This is a genomic window from Candidatus Afararchaeum irisae (assembly GCA_034190545.1).
In the GTDB taxonomy this organism is placed as follows: Archaea; Halobacteriota; Halobacteria; order Halobacteriales; family Afararchaeaceae; genus Afararchaeum; species Afararchaeum irisae.
On sequence record JAXIOF010000015.1, the window covers coordinates 1 to 15,370 of the forward strand.

The following is a 15,370-nucleotide window of genomic DNA, read 5'->3' on the forward strand; positions in this document are numbered from 1 at the left end:
TAAGACGTAGTCGTCGTCGCTGTCCTGCTTGTCTCTGAGCTCCTCTACGGTTATCATCTGTGTCATGGTTGAGACCACATCCACATAATAGAGCCTGATATATAAGGGTTGTGCGGGTTACTTCCCGAACCAAACAGTATAGCAGAAATACTCCCCGAGATTAAAATTATACAGGAAAGACCTGCCTATTTTGAATTGGAATTCGTCTTCCGAGCCTATCTACCGGTGAGTATTGCCACATCCGCGGTCTGCGTGGACAGAAATATATACTCCCGGGATTATTATGTAGTTAGGGGGGAATAAATGTCATCCGAATCCCAGGAGATAGATGGACTTCCACCAAGTGCCAAGCTCGTGTACAAGACCCTCGAATACAACGGTCAGATGAACCAGAAAGATCTCAGCGACGAGTCACGTCTGTCTCCTCGGACGGTGAGATATGCCATAGACCGTCTCAGGGAGAAAGATCTAATATACGAGACCCCGTCGCTCGACGACGGAAGATGCAGCTTCTACAGCCTCAAGAGGAGCATGAGCTCGAAGGGAGAGTACGCCAAGGACGTCGTGGTCGAAGCCGACTGCTTGGAGGACAGGCTCGACGAGGTGCATAGGGAGAGCGCGTCAGTTCGTCTCGTCGAGGCTAACTTCGAGAGCGGTAGCTACGACGACTGGCACATACCCGGAGCGGTCGAGCTGACTTGGGAGAAGTTCCAAGGACCTACGAGGAGAGGACTTCTGTCGAAAGAGAGGTTCGAGAGTCTCGTGGGAGAACTGGGTATTAGGGACGACTCGACGGTTATACTCTACGGCGACTCTTCGAACCGTTTCGCTGCGTACGTCTACTGGGCTTTCAAGTACTACGGACACGACGACGTCTACCTATTAGACGGGGGCAAGAGACACTGGGTAGAGGAGTCATACACAGTGTCGTCGGACGACGTGAGCTTCGAGACACGTGAGTACTCGTCTGAGGGGTCTTTCAAGAACATACGTGCCTACCGAGAGGAGATCAGGAATGCCTTCAACTCCGAGACAGTCATACTCGACGTCAGAAACAGAGACGAGTTCACGGGAGAGGAAGTTCCCGACGACAAGGCAGCCGTCGGAGGGCATATCCCGGACGCCATAAACCTGCCTTGGCACAGGAACGTGGAAGAAGACGGTAGATTCAAGAAGAGGGAGGAGCTTGAGGAGGTGTACTCGGATAAGGTGTCGAGGAGTAACAGGGTGATCGTCTACTGTAACGTCGGCGAGAGGTCGGCTCTCTCGTGGTTCGTTCTGTCGGAGCTACTCGGATACAGCTACGTCTCAAACTACGACGGCTCGTGGACTGAGTGGGGCAACCTCGTCGATGCCCCCGTAGAGACGGGAGGCGGACAGAGATAGACGAGGTTGGTTTAGCTACATTTCTTGCCTATATATCACATACATACGGTATGGTGTGGCAGGTATTGCCACGACCTAAGTTTTGATTAGGGACTGAAAACAATATGGCGGACATGGATAGGATAGCAATCCTAGGTGCCGGCTCAGGCGGTGCGATGACAGCGAATCTCCTCCGCCGCAAGTTGGACCGCGACGAGGCAGAGATAACAGTCATAGACAAGAGTGACGAACATTTCTACCAGCCGTCGTTCTATCTCATCCCGTTCGGGTACATGTATCCCGAGGATCAGCACAGACCCATGGATGAGATACTCAACGACGGAGTCGAGTTCGTCCACGACGAAGTAACGGGAGTAGATCCCGACGCAGAGGTAGTAGAGTGTGCGGGAACCGAGGTAGATTACGACTACCTCATAGTCTCGACGGGACACACACTCGAAGAGGAAGCGACTCCGGGAATGAAGGAGGGATGGGAGGAGACCGACTCGGTCTATCCCTACTACAACTTCGAAGCCGCAGTCGAGATGCAGGACGCGATCGAGGAGTTCGACGGAGGAACCTTCCTCGTTACAGTCCCCGACACACCCATAAAGTGCGGAGGCGCGCCCCTCAAGATGACGATGCTCGCCGAGGACTACATGGACAGAAAGGGCATACGTGACGACTGCGAGTTCATTATGGCGAAGCCCTCGGGTGCGGTCTTCGGTGTCGAGCCCTACAAGCAGAAGCTAGAGGAGATCTGGGACAACCGCGACATACAGTTCGAGGCGGACTTCTCCGTCGAGGAGGTCGACTACGAGAACCAGGTCGTGAAGTCGGGCGACGGAAGAGAGATAGAGTACGACCTCTACGCTCCCGTCTCGCCCCAGTTCGGAGTCGACGCTATCACTGAGGGATCGCCCCTCACGAACGGCGGCGAGTACGTTGACTCCGACAAGTACACGATGCAGCACAACGACTACGACAACGTCTTCGCGATAGGAGACGGCTCTCCCGCTGGTGCCGCGAAGACCGCCGCGGCGGCGCGTAAGGAGTCACACGTCGTCGTCAAGAACCTCATAGCCGAGATGAACGACGAGCCGATGAGGGCGGAGTACGACGGATACGCCGCGTGTCCTCTTCTCACGGGCAAGAACAAGGCGATGGTCGCCGAGTTCAGCTACGACGAGAGCATCTCAGCCCCCATAGAGACGAGGATGAACTGGATAATGGACATAAACGTGATCCCACCGATGTACTGGGACATGTGGATGAGGGGCTACGACCCCGTACCATAGGTGGAAAATATGTCAGGCGAAGAATCCGAATCGGCATCCGACATGGAAGATCTACTGCAGGAGAACGGCACGGCTGAGCTCGTCGAAAAGCTCGACGAGAGCTCCGAGGACATCGTAGAGCTCATAGAGCTACTTCAGGTCGTTCAGGATCTGAGTGAAGACCTGACCCCTGAGGTCAAGGAGGTCGTATACGAGAACAGGGAAGAGATCGAGTCTCTACGTTCCGCCTTCGAGAAGGAGGAGACACTGGTTCTCCTCCAGAAGCTCGGCGAGAACTCCGACAACGTCGTCGAGATGCTCGACATGCTCGATGCCGCACAGGAGTTCAGCGAGGATCTCACACCCGAGGTCAAGAAGGTCGTATACGAAAACCGCGAGGTCATAGAAGACCTCCGGTCTTCCTTCGAGAAGGAGGAGACACTGGTTCTCCTTCAGAAGCTCGGCGAGAACTCCGACAACGTCATCGAGATGCTCGACATGCTCGATGCCGGAAAGGATTTCGCCGAGGATCTGGCTCCCGAGGTCAAGGAGGTCGTATACGAGAACAGGGAGGAGATCGAGTCTCTACGTTCCGCCTTCGAGAAGGAGGAGACTCTGGTTCTCCTTCAGAAGCTCGGCGAAAACACCGACAACGTCATCGAGATGCTCGATATGCTCGATGCCGCACAGGCATTCGCCGAGGATCTCACACCCGAGGTCAAGAAGGTCGTATACGAGAACCGTGAGGTCATAGAAGACCTCAGACAGTCTCTCGAAAAGGAGGAGACTATAGAGCTCCTCAAGAAGCTCGGCGAGAATACCGAGGGAGTCCTGATGACTATGGAGCTTCTCGACGGGCTCCAAGACGCGAGTCAGGACATAGACGCCGAGATGTACGAGATAGGCGAGACGCTCGGACATCTCTTCATACTTCTCGATACGTTCAAAGACCCAGCGACTATCAGGTCGTTCAACAACGCTCTCCAGGTCTTCGCCGAGCCAGAGGAGGAACAGAAGAACTACCGTCTGAGTGTCCTCGGACTACTCAAGCTACCGTTCGACAAGGAAGTGCGTCAGGCACTCGGTCTCTTCGTAGAGGCTGCGAGACGTATGGTGAGATAACCCGAATACGGATCCGAGTTAGTCGTCTTTTTCTTTCGAGGGCGGGAACAGAAGCGGCTTAATAACCGAGTAGAGTATAGCCAAGCCACCTAAGAGTATGAGAGCCACAAACGCCCAGAGGACTATCTGTCTTACGTCCATACGCCGTCTCGTCTTCACAAGAGGTTAGAGCTTACGGTGCGTACTCGGAGTATGTCAGACTTCGGTCGGGTTCACGTCTACACCGGAAACGGAAAGGGCAAGACCACCGCAGCCGTGGGGGCAGGTCTACGTGCGGCAGGTCACGGCTACTCAGTACATATGGTACAGTTCATGAAGGGCGAGTGGTTCCCTCAGTACGGCGAGATCAAGTCGCTACAAGACGACGAGAACTTCACCGTAGAACAGTTCGCGACACAGCATTTCATAGAGCCCGACGACGTCACAGAACACGACAGGAAGACGGTAGAGAAGGCTATCGAGGCGTCGAGACGGGCGGTCGACAGTAACTACGACGTCGTGATACTCGACGAGATAAACGTCGCGTCACATTTCGGTCTCGTCTCGGAGGACGAGATGCTCGGTCTTATCGAGTCGAAGAGTCCCGAGACTGAGCTAATACTCACGGGACGTTACGCACCCGAGTCTGTTATACGCGAGGCTGACCTCGTAACACGTATGGAGAACGTCAGACATCCCTACGACGGCGACGGTGACGGTGACGGAGACGGAGACGGAGACGAAGCTGAGGTTGATGACGCTGAGGGCATGGACGCGAGGGAGGGGATAGAGTGGTAGATATCGAGCCAGAGTACACAGAGACAGACGAGTCGAGGCTTCTGGAGTTCGAGAGAGACGGAAGGTACGTCTCAGTCTCGGTGACTAAGAAGGGCTACGGTATGCTTATCGTCTCCGACGAGAGCGGCGAAGTAGAGCGTTACTACGGCTTCGAGATGGCTCTCGACCACGCCGCCGAGATACTGGGAGTCAGTCTGAAAGACCTCAAAGAGACCGTCCCCGACGAAGCCCGCGACATGGGGATGTAGTGTAGCTACTCGGTGTCGGACTCCAGAATCTCGTCGCCCTCGACGTTGGGCGCGCCTACGGCGAAGACGGTACAGCCTTCTTCGGTGGATATACGTCTCCAGGAGTCAGGAGAGACGGCGACAAAGTCACCCTCCTCGACTTCTACCTCGTCTCCGTCTATGTGGATAGTAGCGGAGCCGTCTATGAAGTAGTAGAGCTCCTCCTGTTCGGAGTGTCTGTGTCTCCTGTTCGAGTCGCCCTCGTCGAAGACCCAGACGCTGGGTCTCATCTCGTCTGTACGGAGCTCGTAGCCGACCGCCTTGAGCGACGGCTCTATGTCCTCTATCTGTCTCTCCTCGATGCTGTCTATGCTGGTCTTCGAGTAGCCTTCGTCCATGTCTTCGAATACGAGGTATAGTATAAAATACACACGGCTGACCCGCGTCGCCAGAAGACGTAAGTGGAAACGGTGTCAAGGACTCCCATGGAGAAAGTCAGCATAGGTGAGACGGTCTACGACGAAGACGGCAACAAGCTAGGAACTGTTAGAGGATTCGACGAGGACGGCTTCTTCGTGACCACGCGGAAAGGTATAGAGTCTCTGAGCGTCGAACACGAGAGAAGCGGTCACGAGATAGGTGAGGCAGAGCTCATATGGAGATGTTCGGAGTGCGGCGTAGTGGGTGACATAGAAGAGATGCCCGACGAATGTCCCAACTGTGGAGCCGACAAGACCTACTTATATTACTGGACAGAGGACTAGACCTTACTCGTAAACTACCCCACCCTACTTCGCTCGGGCAAACCCTTGCTCGTGGAGGGAGGGGCTTTGACGTGGACTTCCGTTCTATGGCTATGTAACCAACGGAGAGGCCTGTCTCCCCGTCGAAGGGGCATCAGTACTTACACGTTCACGGTCATCGTCCCGCCATTTAGCGCGATGTTTACGGATGCGCCTCCGTCGCCGCCGTTCTGGTTGCGACGGAGTAGCCGCCGACAACACCGCACCGCCACATTCTTGGCGGCGTTGTAGTCGGCGTGATTCTCGTAGCCACATTTCTGGCACTCGAACTGTTCTTGCGTGGGGCGGTTGTCTTCGTGGGTGAAGCCGCAACTGCTACACCGCTGTGAGGTGTAGTAGGCTGGCACCGTCTTAGCCTGTGGACTCCGCTCCAGTTCTTCAACGTCGATCCCATAGGCTTTCGCCTTGTACTCGACGTAGTTATACAGACGGTTAAACCGCCAGCGGTGGTGCCACGTTGCCCCCTGCGCTCGTTTGCGGATGTCCGTCAAGTCCTCGAAGGCGATCACCGAACAGTCGTGTTCGACCGCTTCTTCGACAATTTCGTTGGCAACGATATGGAGATACTGCTTGTAGTACGCACGTTCTTTTTCTCCGACATGTTGTAGAGTGCGGTGAGCCTCTTGTGTACCACGTTCTTGAAGCGACCTACGTCGCTTCTCGAACTCACGGTGCCAGTGGTCAAGTTCGTCTCCTGTCCAGAACGTGCCGGTTGACGCGACAGCAAGGTTCTCGACGCCGAGGTCGATCCCGAGGACTGTGTTGTGCTCGGGGACAGCGGCGTCGGTTTGCTCGCTGTCGGTGTCGTCTTCAGTGCGTTTGAAGCCGATGTGAAACCAGAACTCGTCTTCGAACGGCTTATAGTGGAGTGTGCTGGTGCGGAACTCCCAGTCGTCGTTTTCGAGGTATTCTTCGAAAGGAGTGTCTGCTGTATCGTTTGGGAGTACGTAGTCTGCTTCGATACGTCCATTAACCGTAGAGAGACTTACGTAATCATCATGGAAGGTAGCGGCTCGTTTGTCGAAACGAGCCGTGTCGGCGGTGAACTCGGGTTGGCTGGTGTCTTCGTTCTTTTCGAGACGTTCGACACCAGCCTTGACGGCTTCGACGGCTTGGAAGATGGCTTGCTGGACGAGGTTCGCCGTAAGGTCGTACTCTGCTTTCAGGTCGTGGTAGAGTTCGTCTTTGACGGCGTATTTCGCGGTTTTCTTATAGTCGTCTTCGTTCCAGCAGTGGTCGCTAGTTTCGTTGGCGCAGTGTTTGTACTGGTCAATTGTGTCGAGAAGTGCGTCCTTGTCGTTGTCGTTCACGACGAGTTCAACCGGTAGCGTCCGACGCACTTCCATACTGGTTTCAACGTATTCTATCTATTTAAATTCTTTAGGAGTGGGGGAGTTAACCCAGTGCAGAGAACAGATATCGTGGAGGTATTTGACGCGCTCCTCCCCTCCCTACTGTGCTGCTTGAGAGCCTGGGCTCTCTGCGCTGCTCGTTGAGGAAGGGGGCTCCGCGCTATCTTGTGCTGAGGTAGTCAATGAGTTCCCCGAGGCTTTCGAGAGAAGTCTCGAACACCTCCTTTCCCTTCTCAGCCGACGAGTCGGTCGGATCTCCCACGACTCCGTTCTCGGAGAACTCCGCGGTGTCGTAAGCCACGAACGATCCGCTCACGAACTCGCCCCACGAGTCGGCACCCTTAGTCATGTCGGAGTCGGAGACTAACTCGGGTTTGAGGTACTTCACGAGCGACGTCTCAAGACCTCCTGCGTGTCCCATGTCGTAGCCGTCGTCGAGTGACCTCCACCACGTCCACTCAGTCGCGAAGACAACGCCGTCACGTGTGAGGGACTCACAGACCTCCTGGAGAGCCTCTATGTTTCCTCCGTGTCCGTTGACGACTACAGCCTTCTCGAAGCCGTGGGTAGCCGCCGATTCGAGTGTCTCACGGACGTACGACCTGAAGGTGTCGGGAGAGACATAGAGGGTTCCGTCGAAATCGGCGTGTTCCTCGGATACACCGACGTTTACGGGCGGGAGACAGACAGTCTCCTCCTCCTCGGCGGCGCGTCTGGCTAGCTCGGTCGCCACGAGGGCGTCAGTACGTATGGGTGCATGGGGTCCGTGCTGTTCGGTGCTCCCGACTGGGAGGAGAGCCACGTCGAACCCTGTCTCTCTGTCACGCACGTCTGTCCATGTCAGGTCGCCGATCTCCATACTTTTAACTCGCCCCGGGACGGCTTAAACTCAAGGAAAGAGATTAGTCGTGGGTCACATAGTAGGAGTATGAGCCACAAGTTTGACCCCGAGAAAGCCGAGAAGCTCGAGGACGAGTCACGTACCGAGCTCGCTCCCGTCGACAGGCTTCTCGAACTCATCGAGGCGGACGGAGACGACGAAGTCGCCGACATCGGCTGTGGAACGGGTTTCTTCACGAGACGTGTCGCAGACGAGGTAAGCGAGGTCTACGGCATAGACGTCGAGAGACAGATACTCGAGTACTACGCCGAGAGGGGTGTGAGCGAGAACGTGAGTCTGATAGAGTCGGAGGTCGGAAGCCTCGCCCTCAAGGACGGCTGTCTCGACTCAGCCTTCTCTATCACGGTACTCCACGAGTTCTACGCCGAGGAGGCTTTCGAGGAGATAGCAAGGACTCTGAGGGAGGGAGGTACTGCTGTTATAATCGACTTCAAGAAGGTGAGAGAGGACGGAGGACCTCCGTACGACCACCGGGTTTCGGTCAACGAAGCCGTCGAGGCTTTCGAAAAAGTAGGAGAGTTCGAGAAGGTCGAGTCAGGCGAGATGGGAGACAGAACCTACTACGTCAAGGCGACTAAGTAAGGCGGTCACGCAGGTCATCGGCGTCGACTTCGAGTCTGTACCTGACGACACCGTCGACCATCACTACCGGGAGTTCGTCTCCGTACATCTCCTCCAAGCCGGGTGAAGACTCGACGTTCTGGGTCTCGATATCCACCTCTTCGACCTCGTCTAAGACCGACTCGACAGTCTCGACTGCTTTCTGACACAGCGGGCAGTTGGGTCTCACGAGTATCCTTACAGTGTTTACTGACATACACATTAAGAACTATTAACAAAATATATATTAGTCCTGAGATATTACGTGGTCGTAATGTTAGGTTCGCTCGAAAAGCAGATAGTCGCAGTCCTCGAGGACGAGGAGACAGCCACGATCAGCGAGGTTTCGGACGCTCTCGACGAGAGGGACGTTGAGATAGCCTACACGACCGTGAGCACGGTTCTCGACCGTCTCCATGACAAGGAGCTCGTCGACAGGAAGAAGGAGCCGTACAGGGGAGGTTCACGCTACGTCTACGAGTACGTCGACATACAGGACGAGTACATGAACAGCGTCGTCGACGATGTCGTCACAGTCTTCGGAGAGAACGGCGTCGCAAGCCTTGCCGACAGTCTCGGAGAGTTCGAGGACGAGGATCTCTCGGAGATCAAGGACGAGCTGGGACTCGAATAGAGTGAAGTAGAAGAACTACTGTTCTTTTAGAGTCCCGACTCGCCCTTGAGGTCCTCCTCGGAGAGTGTCTTGACGTCTATCTTGAACTCGAACTCGTCGGGGAAGCCCAGGACTTGGCTGTAGACAGTCTCGAGAATATCCGCGGCTTCCTCGGGAGTCTCGACCGAAGTGGTGTATTCGGTGTACCCCATCGCGCCAGCCTCCTCGTCGAAGTCGAATCCGTCGAGTTCGAGTATACGTCTACGTATCCTACGCGCGCCGTTCTCGATCGGCAGTGTTAGGTCTATCTCTCCACCGAATACAGAGAACTGCATCGCAGTCTCCCAGTCGTCGTGCGCGCCGTAGAACGCCGCGAAGCTCCCGTCCTCGCTCCCCGAGACTGACTCGACGGCGTCGACGACTAACCGTCTTCTCTCTTCGGGATCAGAGGAGTCTATTACGTCGTCCCAGTAAGCCGAGTCGTCGGCGTCTTCTTTCTTCATAGACGATATTGAGGCGCGCCGAAGATAGATCTGACGCCACGTAAGGTAGAAGTAAAGTAGTAGAAGAACCAACCCTGTGATATGTTAGCGATAGCTCTGGGCGGAGCGGCTCTGGCTCTCGTCGTCATAGCCGGGGCTTACACTTACAGGAATCTCTCGACCGAGGTCGTGACGTGTGACGGCTGTGGAACCGACATAGTCGATCCCGACAAGACAACAGTCTGTACAGTCTGTGACACTCCACTCTTCGAGGAGGGCGAAGACTACATGCAGTACGGGGCGGGAGGCTCATCGAGTTCGGGAACTGAGACGAACGCGACAAACACCGAGACTGGTACAGAGACCGAGAGGATAGAGCTATGAACAAACTACTCAAGGCGGGCGAGACCGAGTGGTACCTTCCGATACACGCCTACATAGTCGTCTACGAGACTGAGAGCGGCGAGGAGCTTCTGACTATCTACGAGAACGGCTCGGTACAGAAGCCGCCGAAGGCACAGGTCACGGGCAACCTCGTACGTGTAAAGCCCGAGAACGAGGTCGAGAGAACCCAGACGGGATACATAGTACGTATGAGAGAGAGGTCAGTTCTCAGAAAACAGGACGACGACCACTGGATAATACTCCCGTACGACCCTCCTACTTAGTTAGTCAGTTAGCGTCTCTGAACTCTATCTCGTCTTCCGACTTTCCGGCTTCGTCCATGACTTCTTCGGAGACCTCTATGTCGCACTCGGTACGTACGGCGAGTGAGACGGCGTCGCTCGGACGCGCGTCGAAGACGAACTTCTCCCTCTCGCCCTCGGAGTACCGCTCTATGTGTATCTTGGCGTAGAAGGTGCCGTCCATGAGGTCGTCGATTATTATTCTGTCGAGTGCACCCCCCATCTCGTTTACCATCTTGAGGAGAAGGTCGTGTGTCAGAGGTCTCTCGAAGGGCTCGTCGTCGAGCGCGATCTGTGTCGAGCGCGCCTGGTCGCCCGTGACCATGACGGGGAGATAACGTCCGCCGGCTTCGAGTACTATCGCGTACGTCTGGTCGCCCGCGAGCCCTATCCCTTTTACATTCGCGGTGAGATCCATGGGGGTAGTTGTCATTCTACCCACTTTACCTTTGGGAGGATACGAGAGAGTCGTATATAGCCGCGAGGTCGTCAAGAGTCGATCCGACGTCTATCTCGTCACGCATTTCGAGACAGTTATCGGAGAGGACGTCGCGTCTGTCGAAGGTCTCACGTATCCGGTCGACGAAGGCGTCTACGTCTCCCGGGGAGTAACGCAGTCCGTTCCTTCCCTCTTCGACTGTGTTCTTGAGACCCTCGGCGTCGGCTCCTACGACGGGTGTCCCACACGCAGTGGCTTCGAGTGCTACGATACCCTGTGTCTCGACGTCGCTCGGGAAGACGAAGACGTCGAGCGACGAGTAGAAGTCGGGGAGTCTATCACGTTCGAGGAAGCCGGGGAAGTAGACGTTGTCTATTTCTCGGGAGTCGGCGTACTCGATCAGGGAGTCACGCGCGGGTCCGTCACCCACGAGGACGAAGTCTATCTCGGGGAGACGGTCGGCGGCGTCTACTGCGTCACGTAGGTTCTTCTCGTATCCGTGTCTCCCACAGTATCCCGCGACGGGAGGCTCGGCTCCTATCTCTGAGAGGAGGTTAGACTCGACGGGTCGGAAGAAGTCGGTGTCGACTCCGTTACTCAGGACACGTATCTTGTCGTCGTCAACGCCCTTCGACGCGAGTTCGTCGCCGGCTTCGTCGGAGGGGACTATGACGATGTCAGTCTGTGAGAGGTACCTGCGTTCCCAGACCTGACTAACTTTCTGAAGACGTCTGGCTACGGCGTCGTTCGAGGTGAGGTACTCTATGTACTTCGGAATCGGGGTGTGGTAGCTCGCGACGAGAGGCAGGTCGGAGTAACGTGCGAGTCCCGCGCCCGCTATACCCATCGAAAAGGGCGAGTGTACGTGAACCAAGTCGGCTTGGCGTGACTCGGGGGGAAGCGTAGGTCCAGGTACGCCTATACGGTAGCCCTCGTAGAAAGGGAAGTCGAAGCTACGGACCGGAATCTCGTCGTCGTCGGGATCGTAGTCGTCGCTCCCGGGATACGTGACCGTCATACGTCCGGGGTACGTCTGAGACGAGTTCCATCTCTGTTTCCAGAGCTGTATGCTGTATGTGACGCCGTTGACAGTGGGTAGGTAGGTGTCGGTGAAGGTGGATATACGCGGAGACATTCGACTGTGTCGGCTTAGGCACGAGGCTACGAAAAAACTACCTACTGCCGAGACGAGACGAGACGAGACGAGCCGAACCGAAGGTCGCAAGACTCAAGTCCTGAGGAGACGTCTCTTGAGACATGAAATGGCAAGGACGTTCGAAACGTAAGAAGACAGGTGGACGTAGAAGACATCCGAGGAAGAAGAGAAAGCACGAGCTCGGCAGCGAGCCGACTGAGACTCAGGTCGGAGACGCTGACTACAAGACAGTCGTCGTCAAGGGAGGGGACAAGAAGACACGTGTTCTCCAGACCGACGAGGCGAACTACATAGACGGGGGAGAGACTTCACGCGTCGAGATACAGGACGTCGTCGAGAACGAGGCGAACCCCAACTACCCGAGACGTAACATAATCACTAAGGGTGCTGTGATAGAGACTTCGGAGGGGAAAGCCAAGGTCGTCTCGCGCCCCGGACAGGACGGCGTGATAAACGCCGTAGCTGTTTAGTTAGAAAAAAGAAGTCTACTCTTCTTCTGTCTCTTCGTCCTCGGACTCCTCAAGACCGAGGAGTGACTCGACCGACTCGTCGCCTTCTTCGACTATCTTAGTATTGAGCTGTGCGGTCGCGTCGCCTATCTCTCCGCCTCTGACGGTGACACGTTTTCTCTCGCCTTCCTTTGAGGGGTTGAATCCCGTGCCTCCCGAGACGAGTACCTCGGTAATCTCACGTCCCTCTACGTCTCCACGGAGGGGTCTTCCGGTGTCGTCGCTTCCTCCGGTTATCTCGATCTCGTAGCCGTCGAGTCCGACGAGAGATCCGTCTACTGTCTCTCCTACCGACGAGCCGACGAAGTCGTCGACATCGGCTTCGAGTTGGTACGAAGTCCCGGTTTCAGTATCTGAGACTATGACCTGCATATCCGTCAAGACGTGTGCTCTCTTAATAAGGATAGTGATAGGTCGATACTCCTATGCTATGTAAGGACGTACCCGGGAATAATGCAAACCGAACACGTAGACGACAGCCGAAGTACGGCGTCCGAGGTGGGTGCGAGATGTGACCTCTACGACGCCTCGGAGTCGGTCGACATAGAAGGGCTGTACAAGTACGTCTTCGACCTGCCGAGACAGAGCATAGACGTCTGTGTGTATCTGTCTCAGACAGACGGAGCCACAGTCGACGAGATCGCCGACCATCTCGACGCGAGCAAGAGCACTGCGAACCGTGTCATGAGGGAGCTAGTCGACAAGGGTGTGGTCGAGAAACGTCCTGTCAACTTAGACGAGGGTGGCGTCGTGAATCTGTACTACCACCAGGACGTCTGTGACGTGAAGGACTGTCTCGTGAGCGAACTCGACTCGTGGTACAGGGAGGCGAGAGAGGTCATAGAGAAAGTCTCAGAGGAGAAGGCGGCGGAGGTAAGAGACTAAATTTCCATCTCTGCGTTTTCTTCTGACAGATAACTTATAGTCTCAGAGATGGTCTTGTCTGTGAACTCCTGGGTGACCCGACCCTGAGGATTTACGATACTACTGTGCTTGATGGTTGCGATGACCCAAGGAGAACAGTAAGACGTCTTGTCAGGATTTTTACCTTCTGTCCAGTCAGTGCCTATTTCGAAGTTGTGTGGTAGGTCAGTCGTTGTGAGGGCTGCACAGATGTACTCTTCGTTAGGATATGGTAGAGTGTCAGACGCGAGAAGTAGCCACAGTCTCGGGTTCGATCCATCCCGGAAAGGGTCGGGAGCCCAGAATACGTCGCCTCGCTCGTATCTGTGACTGTCACTCATCTCTCCTCAGACTGTTTTTGACGAGGATCGACGGCGTGTTCCTGCCAGTCCTCGTAGTCGAAAGTGTCGTCCTCGTGGCTGTCTGCTACTTGGCTAGACTGTCTGACAGCTGCATCAAGGCTCTGGACGTGGTCACTGACCCGCCAGTACTTGGATCTGTGTTCGACACGTCCTTTCTCACGAAGACGGACGAGTGTCGGTCCTACAGATCCACTCTTGACATCAGTCGCTTCAGCTATCTCGGACTGCGTGAATGCTTTGTCAGGGTTCTGTCTCAGGAACGACAGGATTCTGCCCGCGTTAGTCTCAGGATTGGGAAGACTCGGGTTCTCGTCTAGTCTCTCAAACCTCTCGGCTTCTATGGGCATACTGTATTCTATGTACCGTACTGTATTAGATGTACTGGTAGATATATACAGCCCACAGAGAGTGACACAGCCACAGCTACGTGTCTGTGCGAGTTAGGTTATTTCTCAAAGAATAAAGAAAGGCTGTCTGTGTGTCTGTTCTTTTCTAAGACCTACTCAGAGTAAGCGTGAGCTTACTCCTTTCTTCTGAGAGCTATGAGACCAGCGCCGATGAGGGCGATCAGAGTCGCAGCGACTCCGAATCCAGGCTGTCCCTGTCCACCGCTGCCGGACTTGTTAGCCTTCTTCTGGAGCTGCTGGTTCTCCTGCTTAAGCTGATCGATCTGACTCTGTAGCTTCTCGTTCTGCGACGTCGCGTTCTCAAGCTGCGTGTTGAGCTGCTGGTTCTGCGTCTGGAGATCCTCTACCTGCGTGTTGAGCTGCTCGTTCTTCGTCTGAAGCTCCTCTACGTTGCTCTGGAGCTGACTGACTCTGTCTGCGAGTGTCGGCTTGGACGAGAGCATCGCGTCGTTGCGCTCTCCTTTCGCGACTATCTCAACTGTGACTGTGTCAGTGTTGTCTCCGTCGTCTGCTTCGATCTTGTACGTTCCAGGCTCAAGTCCCGTCGTGTCTACCGTAACCGACCAGACTCCGCTCTCCATCTTCCACATGTCCGTCGTCTTGACAGGCATCTCTGTCTCACTCGGACCTTCAACAGCCTCTACACTTATCGTGTTATCGTCTGGCTGGAGGTTCGTCGTTCCGCGTACCATCATCGTCTCTCCTACCTCTATCGGCACTACTCCCGTGATGTTACTGTGCGACGCAGGCACTACGTCGTTGATCGACGTGCGAGAGTCCGTAAGACGGAACGAGTCAGTGACTATGAGATCGTCACTTCCCGTATCCCCAGCGGTGTCGGCAAGGAGTATCTCAAGCGTCTGGTCGTGGTTGGCGTCTTCTGCGGAGTCGAAGACATCACCAGAACCGCGATTATCAGCCGCCTCTATGGCGTCTGCAACAGCATTCGCTCCGGGTATTGTGCCGGTGGTTCCACCGCTTCCACCGAAGGCACCGTCACGTCCGGCAGAGAGTGCGAAGACAGTCACTCTTCCTTCGGTTATATCTCCTCCAACCGAAAGATCCTCTTCTTCTATTGTGTTATCGTCTTCCGCTGTGACTGTTGTAGCGTGTGTATTACCCTTCTCATCAACGAATCCTATGACTACCTCGTCAGGCCCGACTGACTCACCTGTGACATCGAGGGTTTTCTCATTAGTTGTGACCTGTCCATTTACCGTGTGGAACGTTGCTGAGAGGCTGGGCTGTACGACCCGAATGGAGCGCTGTGTCGAGGTTCCACTGTTGAACCACGACGTGTTAATTTGGTCGTTTACGGTTCCGTTCTGGTCAGGATCCGCGTCTGTCGCGGCTATCGCTCCTATTCTGTATGTGCCCGATATACCGAAT

24 protein-coding genes are annotated in these 15,370 nt (G+C 55.2%); 12 read left to right on the forward strand and 12 right to left on the reverse strand.

Going from position 1 to position 15,370, the window contains the following annotated elements; translation table 11 throughout:
• The first annotated feature begins 303 nt into the window (after positions 1-303).
• From SV253_01800 to SV253_01810, 3 genes are all read left to right on the forward strand, one after another.
• Complete coding sequence (locus SV253_01800; GenBank protein MDY6774814.1) at positions 304-1,386, forward strand: rhodanese-like domain-containing protein; 1,083 nt, start codon at positions 304-306, stop codon at positions 1,384-1,386.
• Between the two features lie 113 nt (positions 1,387-1,499).
• Positions 1,500-2,663 carry an FAD/NAD(P)-binding oxidoreductase gene (locus SV253_01805; GenBank protein ID MDY6774815.1) on the forward strand — a complete coding sequence of 388 codons (1,164 nt, stop codon included), beginning with the start codon at positions 1,500-1,502 and terminating at the stop codon, positions 2,661-2,663.
• Between the two features lie 9 nt (positions 2,664-2,672).
• Complete coding sequence (locus SV253_01810; protein ID MDY6774816.1) at positions 2,673-3,764, forward strand: DUF1641 domain-containing protein; 1,092 nt, start codon at positions 2,673-2,675, stop codon at positions 3,762-3,764.
• Between the two features lie 18 nt (positions 3,765-3,782).
• On the opposite strand, the gene SV253_01815 is transcribed toward SV253_01810, so the two are convergent.
• Positions 3,783-3,905, reverse strand: a complete 123-nt coding sequence (locus SV253_01815) for a hypothetical protein (GenBank protein MDY6774817.1) — start codon at positions 3,903-3,905, stop codon at positions 3,783-3,785.
• A gap of 51 nt (positions 3,906-3,956) precedes the next feature.
• Here SV253_01815 and SV253_01820 point away from each other — a divergent pair, with 51 nt between their 5' ends.
• Both SV253_01820 and SV253_01825 read left to right on the forward strand, forming a co-directional pair.
• Positions 3,957-4,541: a cob(I)yrinic acid a,c-diamide adenosyltransferase gene (locus SV253_01820; protein ID MDY6774818.1), complete on the forward strand. Its 585-nt coding sequence runs from the start codon at positions 3,957-3,959 to the stop codon at positions 4,539-4,541.
• Positions 4,535-4,789 (forward strand): hypothetical protein, encoded by a 255-nt coding sequence (locus tag SV253_01825; protein ID MDY6774819.1) that lies wholly within the window; start codon positions 4,535-4,537, stop codon positions 4,787-4,789. The genes SV253_01820 and SV253_01825 overlap by 7 nt, the downstream gene beginning before the upstream one ends.
• A 5-nt stretch (positions 4,790-4,794) precedes the next feature.
• On the opposite strand, the gene SV253_01830 is transcribed toward SV253_01825, so the two are convergent.
• Entirely contained in the window at positions 4,795-5,166 is a 372-nt protein-coding gene (locus tag SV253_01830; GenBank protein ID MDY6774820.1) for a cupin domain-containing protein, read from the reverse strand.
• Between the two features lie 87 nt (positions 5,167-5,253).
• Between SV253_01830 and SV253_01835 the strand changes: the two genes are divergently transcribed.
• Positions 5,254-5,532, forward strand: a complete 279-nt coding sequence (locus SV253_01835; GenBank protein ID MDY6774821.1) for a hypothetical protein — start codon at positions 5,254-5,256, stop codon at positions 5,530-5,532.
• Positions 5,533-5,672: 140 nt separating this feature from the next.
• Here SV253_01835 and SV253_01840 read toward each other — a convergent pair whose 3' ends face one another.
• Entirely contained in the window at positions 5,673-6,917 is a 1,245-nt protein-coding gene (locus tag SV253_01840) for a transposase (protein MDY6774822.1), read from the reverse strand.
• Between the two features lie 166 nt (positions 6,918-7,083).
• Positions 7,084-7,782, reverse strand: a complete 699-nt coding sequence (locus tag SV253_01845; GenBank protein ID MDY6774823.1) for a creatininase family protein — start codon at positions 7,780-7,782, stop codon at positions 7,084-7,086.
• A 69-nt stretch (positions 7,783-7,851) separates the two neighbouring features.
• Here SV253_01845 and SV253_01850 point away from each other — a divergent pair, with 69 nt between their 5' ends.
• Positions 7,852-8,406 carry a methyltransferase domain-containing protein gene (locus SV253_01850; GenBank protein MDY6774824.1) on the forward strand — a complete coding sequence of 185 codons (555 nt, stop codon included), beginning with the start codon at positions 7,852-7,854 and terminating at the stop codon, positions 8,404-8,406.
• Here SV253_01850 and SV253_01855 read toward each other — a convergent pair.
• A complete protein-coding gene (locus SV253_01855) occupies positions 8,399-8,641 on the reverse strand; it encodes a glutaredoxin family protein (GenBank protein ID MDY6774825.1) in 243 nt (80 codons plus the stop codon). The genes SV253_01850 and SV253_01855 overlap by 8 nt on opposite strands.
• Before the next feature lie 57 nt (positions 8,642-8,698).
• Here SV253_01855 and SV253_01860 point away from each other — a divergent pair, with 57 nt between their 5' ends.
• Positions 8,699-9,058 (forward strand): BlaI/MecI/CopY family transcriptional regulator, encoded by a 360-nt coding sequence (locus SV253_01860; protein ID MDY6774826.1) that lies wholly within the window; start codon positions 8,699-8,701, stop codon positions 9,056-9,058.
• Positions 9,059-9,084: 26 nt separating this feature from the next.
• Here SV253_01860 and SV253_01865 read toward each other — a convergent pair whose 3' ends face one another.
• Positions 9,085-9,540, reverse strand: a complete 456-nt coding sequence (locus SV253_01865) for a hypothetical protein (GenBank protein MDY6774827.1) — start codon at positions 9,538-9,540, stop codon at positions 9,085-9,087.
• 81 nt (positions 9,541-9,621) lie between these two features.
• Here SV253_01865 and SV253_01870 point away from each other — a divergent pair, with 81 nt between their 5' ends.
• Together SV253_01870 and SV253_01875 are read left to right on the forward strand one after the other, a co-directional pair.
• Positions 9,622-9,903, forward strand: coding sequence for a hypothetical protein (locus SV253_01870; protein ID MDY6774828.1), 282 nt, complete (start codon positions 9,622-9,624; stop codon positions 9,901-9,903).
• Positions 9,900-10,187, forward strand: a complete 288-nt coding sequence (locus SV253_01875; protein ID MDY6774829.1) for a hypothetical protein — start codon at positions 9,900-9,902, stop codon at positions 10,185-10,187. The genes SV253_01870 and SV253_01875 overlap by 4 nt, the downstream gene beginning before the upstream one ends.
• Before the next feature lie 4 nt (positions 10,188-10,191).
• Here SV253_01875 and SV253_01880 read toward each other — a convergent pair whose 3' ends face one another.
• Positions 10,192-10,623, reverse strand: coding sequence for a bifunctional nuclease family protein (locus SV253_01880; GenBank protein MDY6774830.1), 432 nt, complete (start codon positions 10,621-10,623; stop codon positions 10,192-10,194).
• Between the two features lie 25 nt (positions 10,624-10,648).
• Positions 10,649-11,779, reverse strand: coding sequence for a glycosyltransferase (locus SV253_01885; protein MDY6774831.1), 1,131 nt, complete (start codon positions 11,777-11,779; stop codon positions 10,649-10,651).
• 122 nt (positions 11,780-11,901) lie between these two features.
• Between SV253_01885 and SV253_01890 the strand changes: the two genes are divergently transcribed.
• Positions 11,902-12,270, forward strand: coding sequence for a 30S ribosomal protein S8e (locus SV253_01890; protein MDY6774832.1), 369 nt, complete (start codon positions 11,902-11,904; stop codon positions 12,268-12,270).
• A 15-nt stretch (positions 12,271-12,285) separates the two neighbouring features.
• Here SV253_01890 and SV253_01895 read toward each other — a convergent pair whose 3' ends face one another.
• Positions 12,286-12,690 (reverse strand): 30S ribosomal protein S6e, encoded by a 405-nt coding sequence (locus SV253_01895; GenBank protein ID MDY6774833.1) that lies wholly within the window; start codon positions 12,688-12,690, stop codon positions 12,286-12,288.
• A 72-nt stretch (positions 12,691-12,762) separates the two neighbouring features.
• Between SV253_01895 and SV253_01900 the strand changes: the two genes are divergently transcribed.
• Positions 12,763-13,194, forward strand: a complete 432-nt coding sequence (locus SV253_01900) for a helix-turn-helix domain-containing protein (protein ID MDY6774834.1) — start codon at positions 12,763-12,765, stop codon at positions 13,192-13,194.
• Here SV253_01900 and SV253_01905 read toward each other — a convergent pair.
• The 3 genes from SV253_01905 to SV253_01915 form a co-directional block, all read right to left on the reverse strand.
• Complete coding sequence (locus SV253_01905; protein ID MDY6774835.1) at positions 13,191-13,553, reverse strand: hypothetical protein; 363 nt, start codon at positions 13,551-13,553, stop codon at positions 13,191-13,193. The two genes, SV253_01900 and SV253_01905, sit on opposite strands and share 4 nt — an antisense overlap.
• A complete protein-coding gene (locus tag SV253_01910) occupies positions 13,550-13,921 on the reverse strand; it encodes a MarR family transcriptional regulator (protein MDY6774836.1) in 372 nt (123 codons plus the stop codon). The genes SV253_01905 and SV253_01910 overlap by 4 nt, the downstream gene beginning before the upstream one ends.
• A 173-nt stretch (positions 13,922-14,094) precedes the next feature.
• A partial coding sequence (locus SV253_01915) for a PGF-CTERM sorting domain-containing protein (GenBank protein ID MDY6774837.1) occupies positions 14,095-15,370 on the reverse strand: 1,276 nt, incomplete at its 5' end.

What these genes read in the sequence shown, in the direction of transcription:
- SV253_01830 (MDY6774820.1), bottom strand. Translation starts at nt 5,166, where the DNA reads ATGGACGAAGGCTACTCGAAGACCAGCATAGACAGCATCGAGGAGAGA.
- SV253_01855 (MDY6774825.1), bottom strand. Translation starts at nt 8,641, where the DNA reads ATGTCAGTAAACACTGTAAGGATACTCGTGAGACCCAACTGCCCGCTG.
- SV253_01810 (MDY6774816.1), top strand. Translation starts at nt 2,673, where the DNA reads ATGTCAGGCGAAGAATCCGAATCGGCATCCGACATGGAAGATCTACTG.
- SV253_01880 (MDY6774830.1), bottom strand. Translation starts at nt 10,623, where the DNA reads ATGGATCTCACCGCGAATGTAAAAGGGATAGGGCTCGCGGGCGACCAG.
- SV253_01840 (MDY6774822.1), bottom strand. Translation starts at nt 6,917, where the DNA reads ATGGAAGTGCGTCGGACGCTACCGGTTGAACTCGTCGTGAACGACAAC.
- SV253_01850 (MDY6774824.1), top strand. Translation starts at nt 7,852, where the DNA reads ATGAGCCACAAGTTTGACCCCGAGAAAGCCGAGAAGCTCGAGGACGAG.
- SV253_01905 (MDY6774835.1), bottom strand. Translation starts at nt 13,553, where the DNA reads ATGAGTGACAGTCACAGATACGAGCGAGGCGACGTATTCTGGGCTCCC.
- SV253_01835 (MDY6774821.1), top strand. Translation starts at nt 5,254, where the DNA reads ATGGAGAAAGTCAGCATAGGTGAGACGGTCTACGACGAAGACGGCAAC.
- SV253_01860 (MDY6774826.1), top strand. Translation starts at nt 8,699, where the DNA reads ATGTTAGGTTCGCTCGAAAAGCAGATAGTCGCAGTCCTCGAGGACGAG.
- SV253_01865 (MDY6774827.1), bottom strand. Translation starts at nt 9,540, where the DNA reads ATGAAGAAAGAAGACGCCGACGACTCGGCTTACTGGGACGACGTAATA.
- SV253_01845 (MDY6774823.1), bottom strand. Translation starts at nt 7,782, where the DNA reads ATGGAGATCGGCGACCTGACATGGACAGACGTGCGTGACAGAGAGACA.
- SV253_01820 (MDY6774818.1), top strand. Translation starts at nt 3,957, where the DNA reads ATGTCAGACTTCGGTCGGGTTCACGTCTACACCGGAAACGGAAAGGGC.
- SV253_01800 (MDY6774814.1), top strand. Translation starts at nt 304, where the DNA reads ATGTCATCCGAATCCCAGGAGATAGATGGACTTCCACCAAGTGCCAAG.
- SV253_01890 (MDY6774832.1), top strand. Translation starts at nt 11,902, where the DNA reads ATGAAATGGCAAGGACGTTCGAAACGTAAGAAGACAGGTGGACGTAGA.
- SV253_01870 (MDY6774828.1), top strand. Translation starts at nt 9,622, where the DNA reads ATGTTAGCGATAGCTCTGGGCGGAGCGGCTCTGGCTCTCGTCGTCATA.
- SV253_01900 (MDY6774834.1), top strand. Translation starts at nt 12,763, where the DNA reads ATGCAAACCGAACACGTAGACGACAGCCGAAGTACGGCGTCCGAGGTG.
- SV253_01805 (MDY6774815.1), top strand. Translation starts at nt 1,500, where the DNA reads ATGGATAGGATAGCAATCCTAGGTGCCGGCTCAGGCGGTGCGATGACA.
- SV253_01885 (MDY6774831.1), bottom strand. Translation starts at nt 11,779, where the DNA reads ATGTCTCCGCGTATATCCACCTTCACCGACACCTACCTACCCACTGTC.
- SV253_01875 (MDY6774829.1), top strand. Translation starts at nt 9,900, where the DNA reads ATGAACAAACTACTCAAGGCGGGCGAGACCGAGTGGTACCTTCCGATA.
- SV253_01815 (MDY6774817.1), bottom strand. Translation starts at nt 3,905, where the DNA reads ATGGACGTAAGACAGATAGTCCTCTGGGCGTTTGTGGCTCTCATACTC.
- SV253_01910 (MDY6774836.1), bottom strand. Translation starts at nt 13,921, where the DNA reads ATGCCCATAGAAGCCGAGAGGTTTGAGAGACTAGACGAGAACCCGAGT.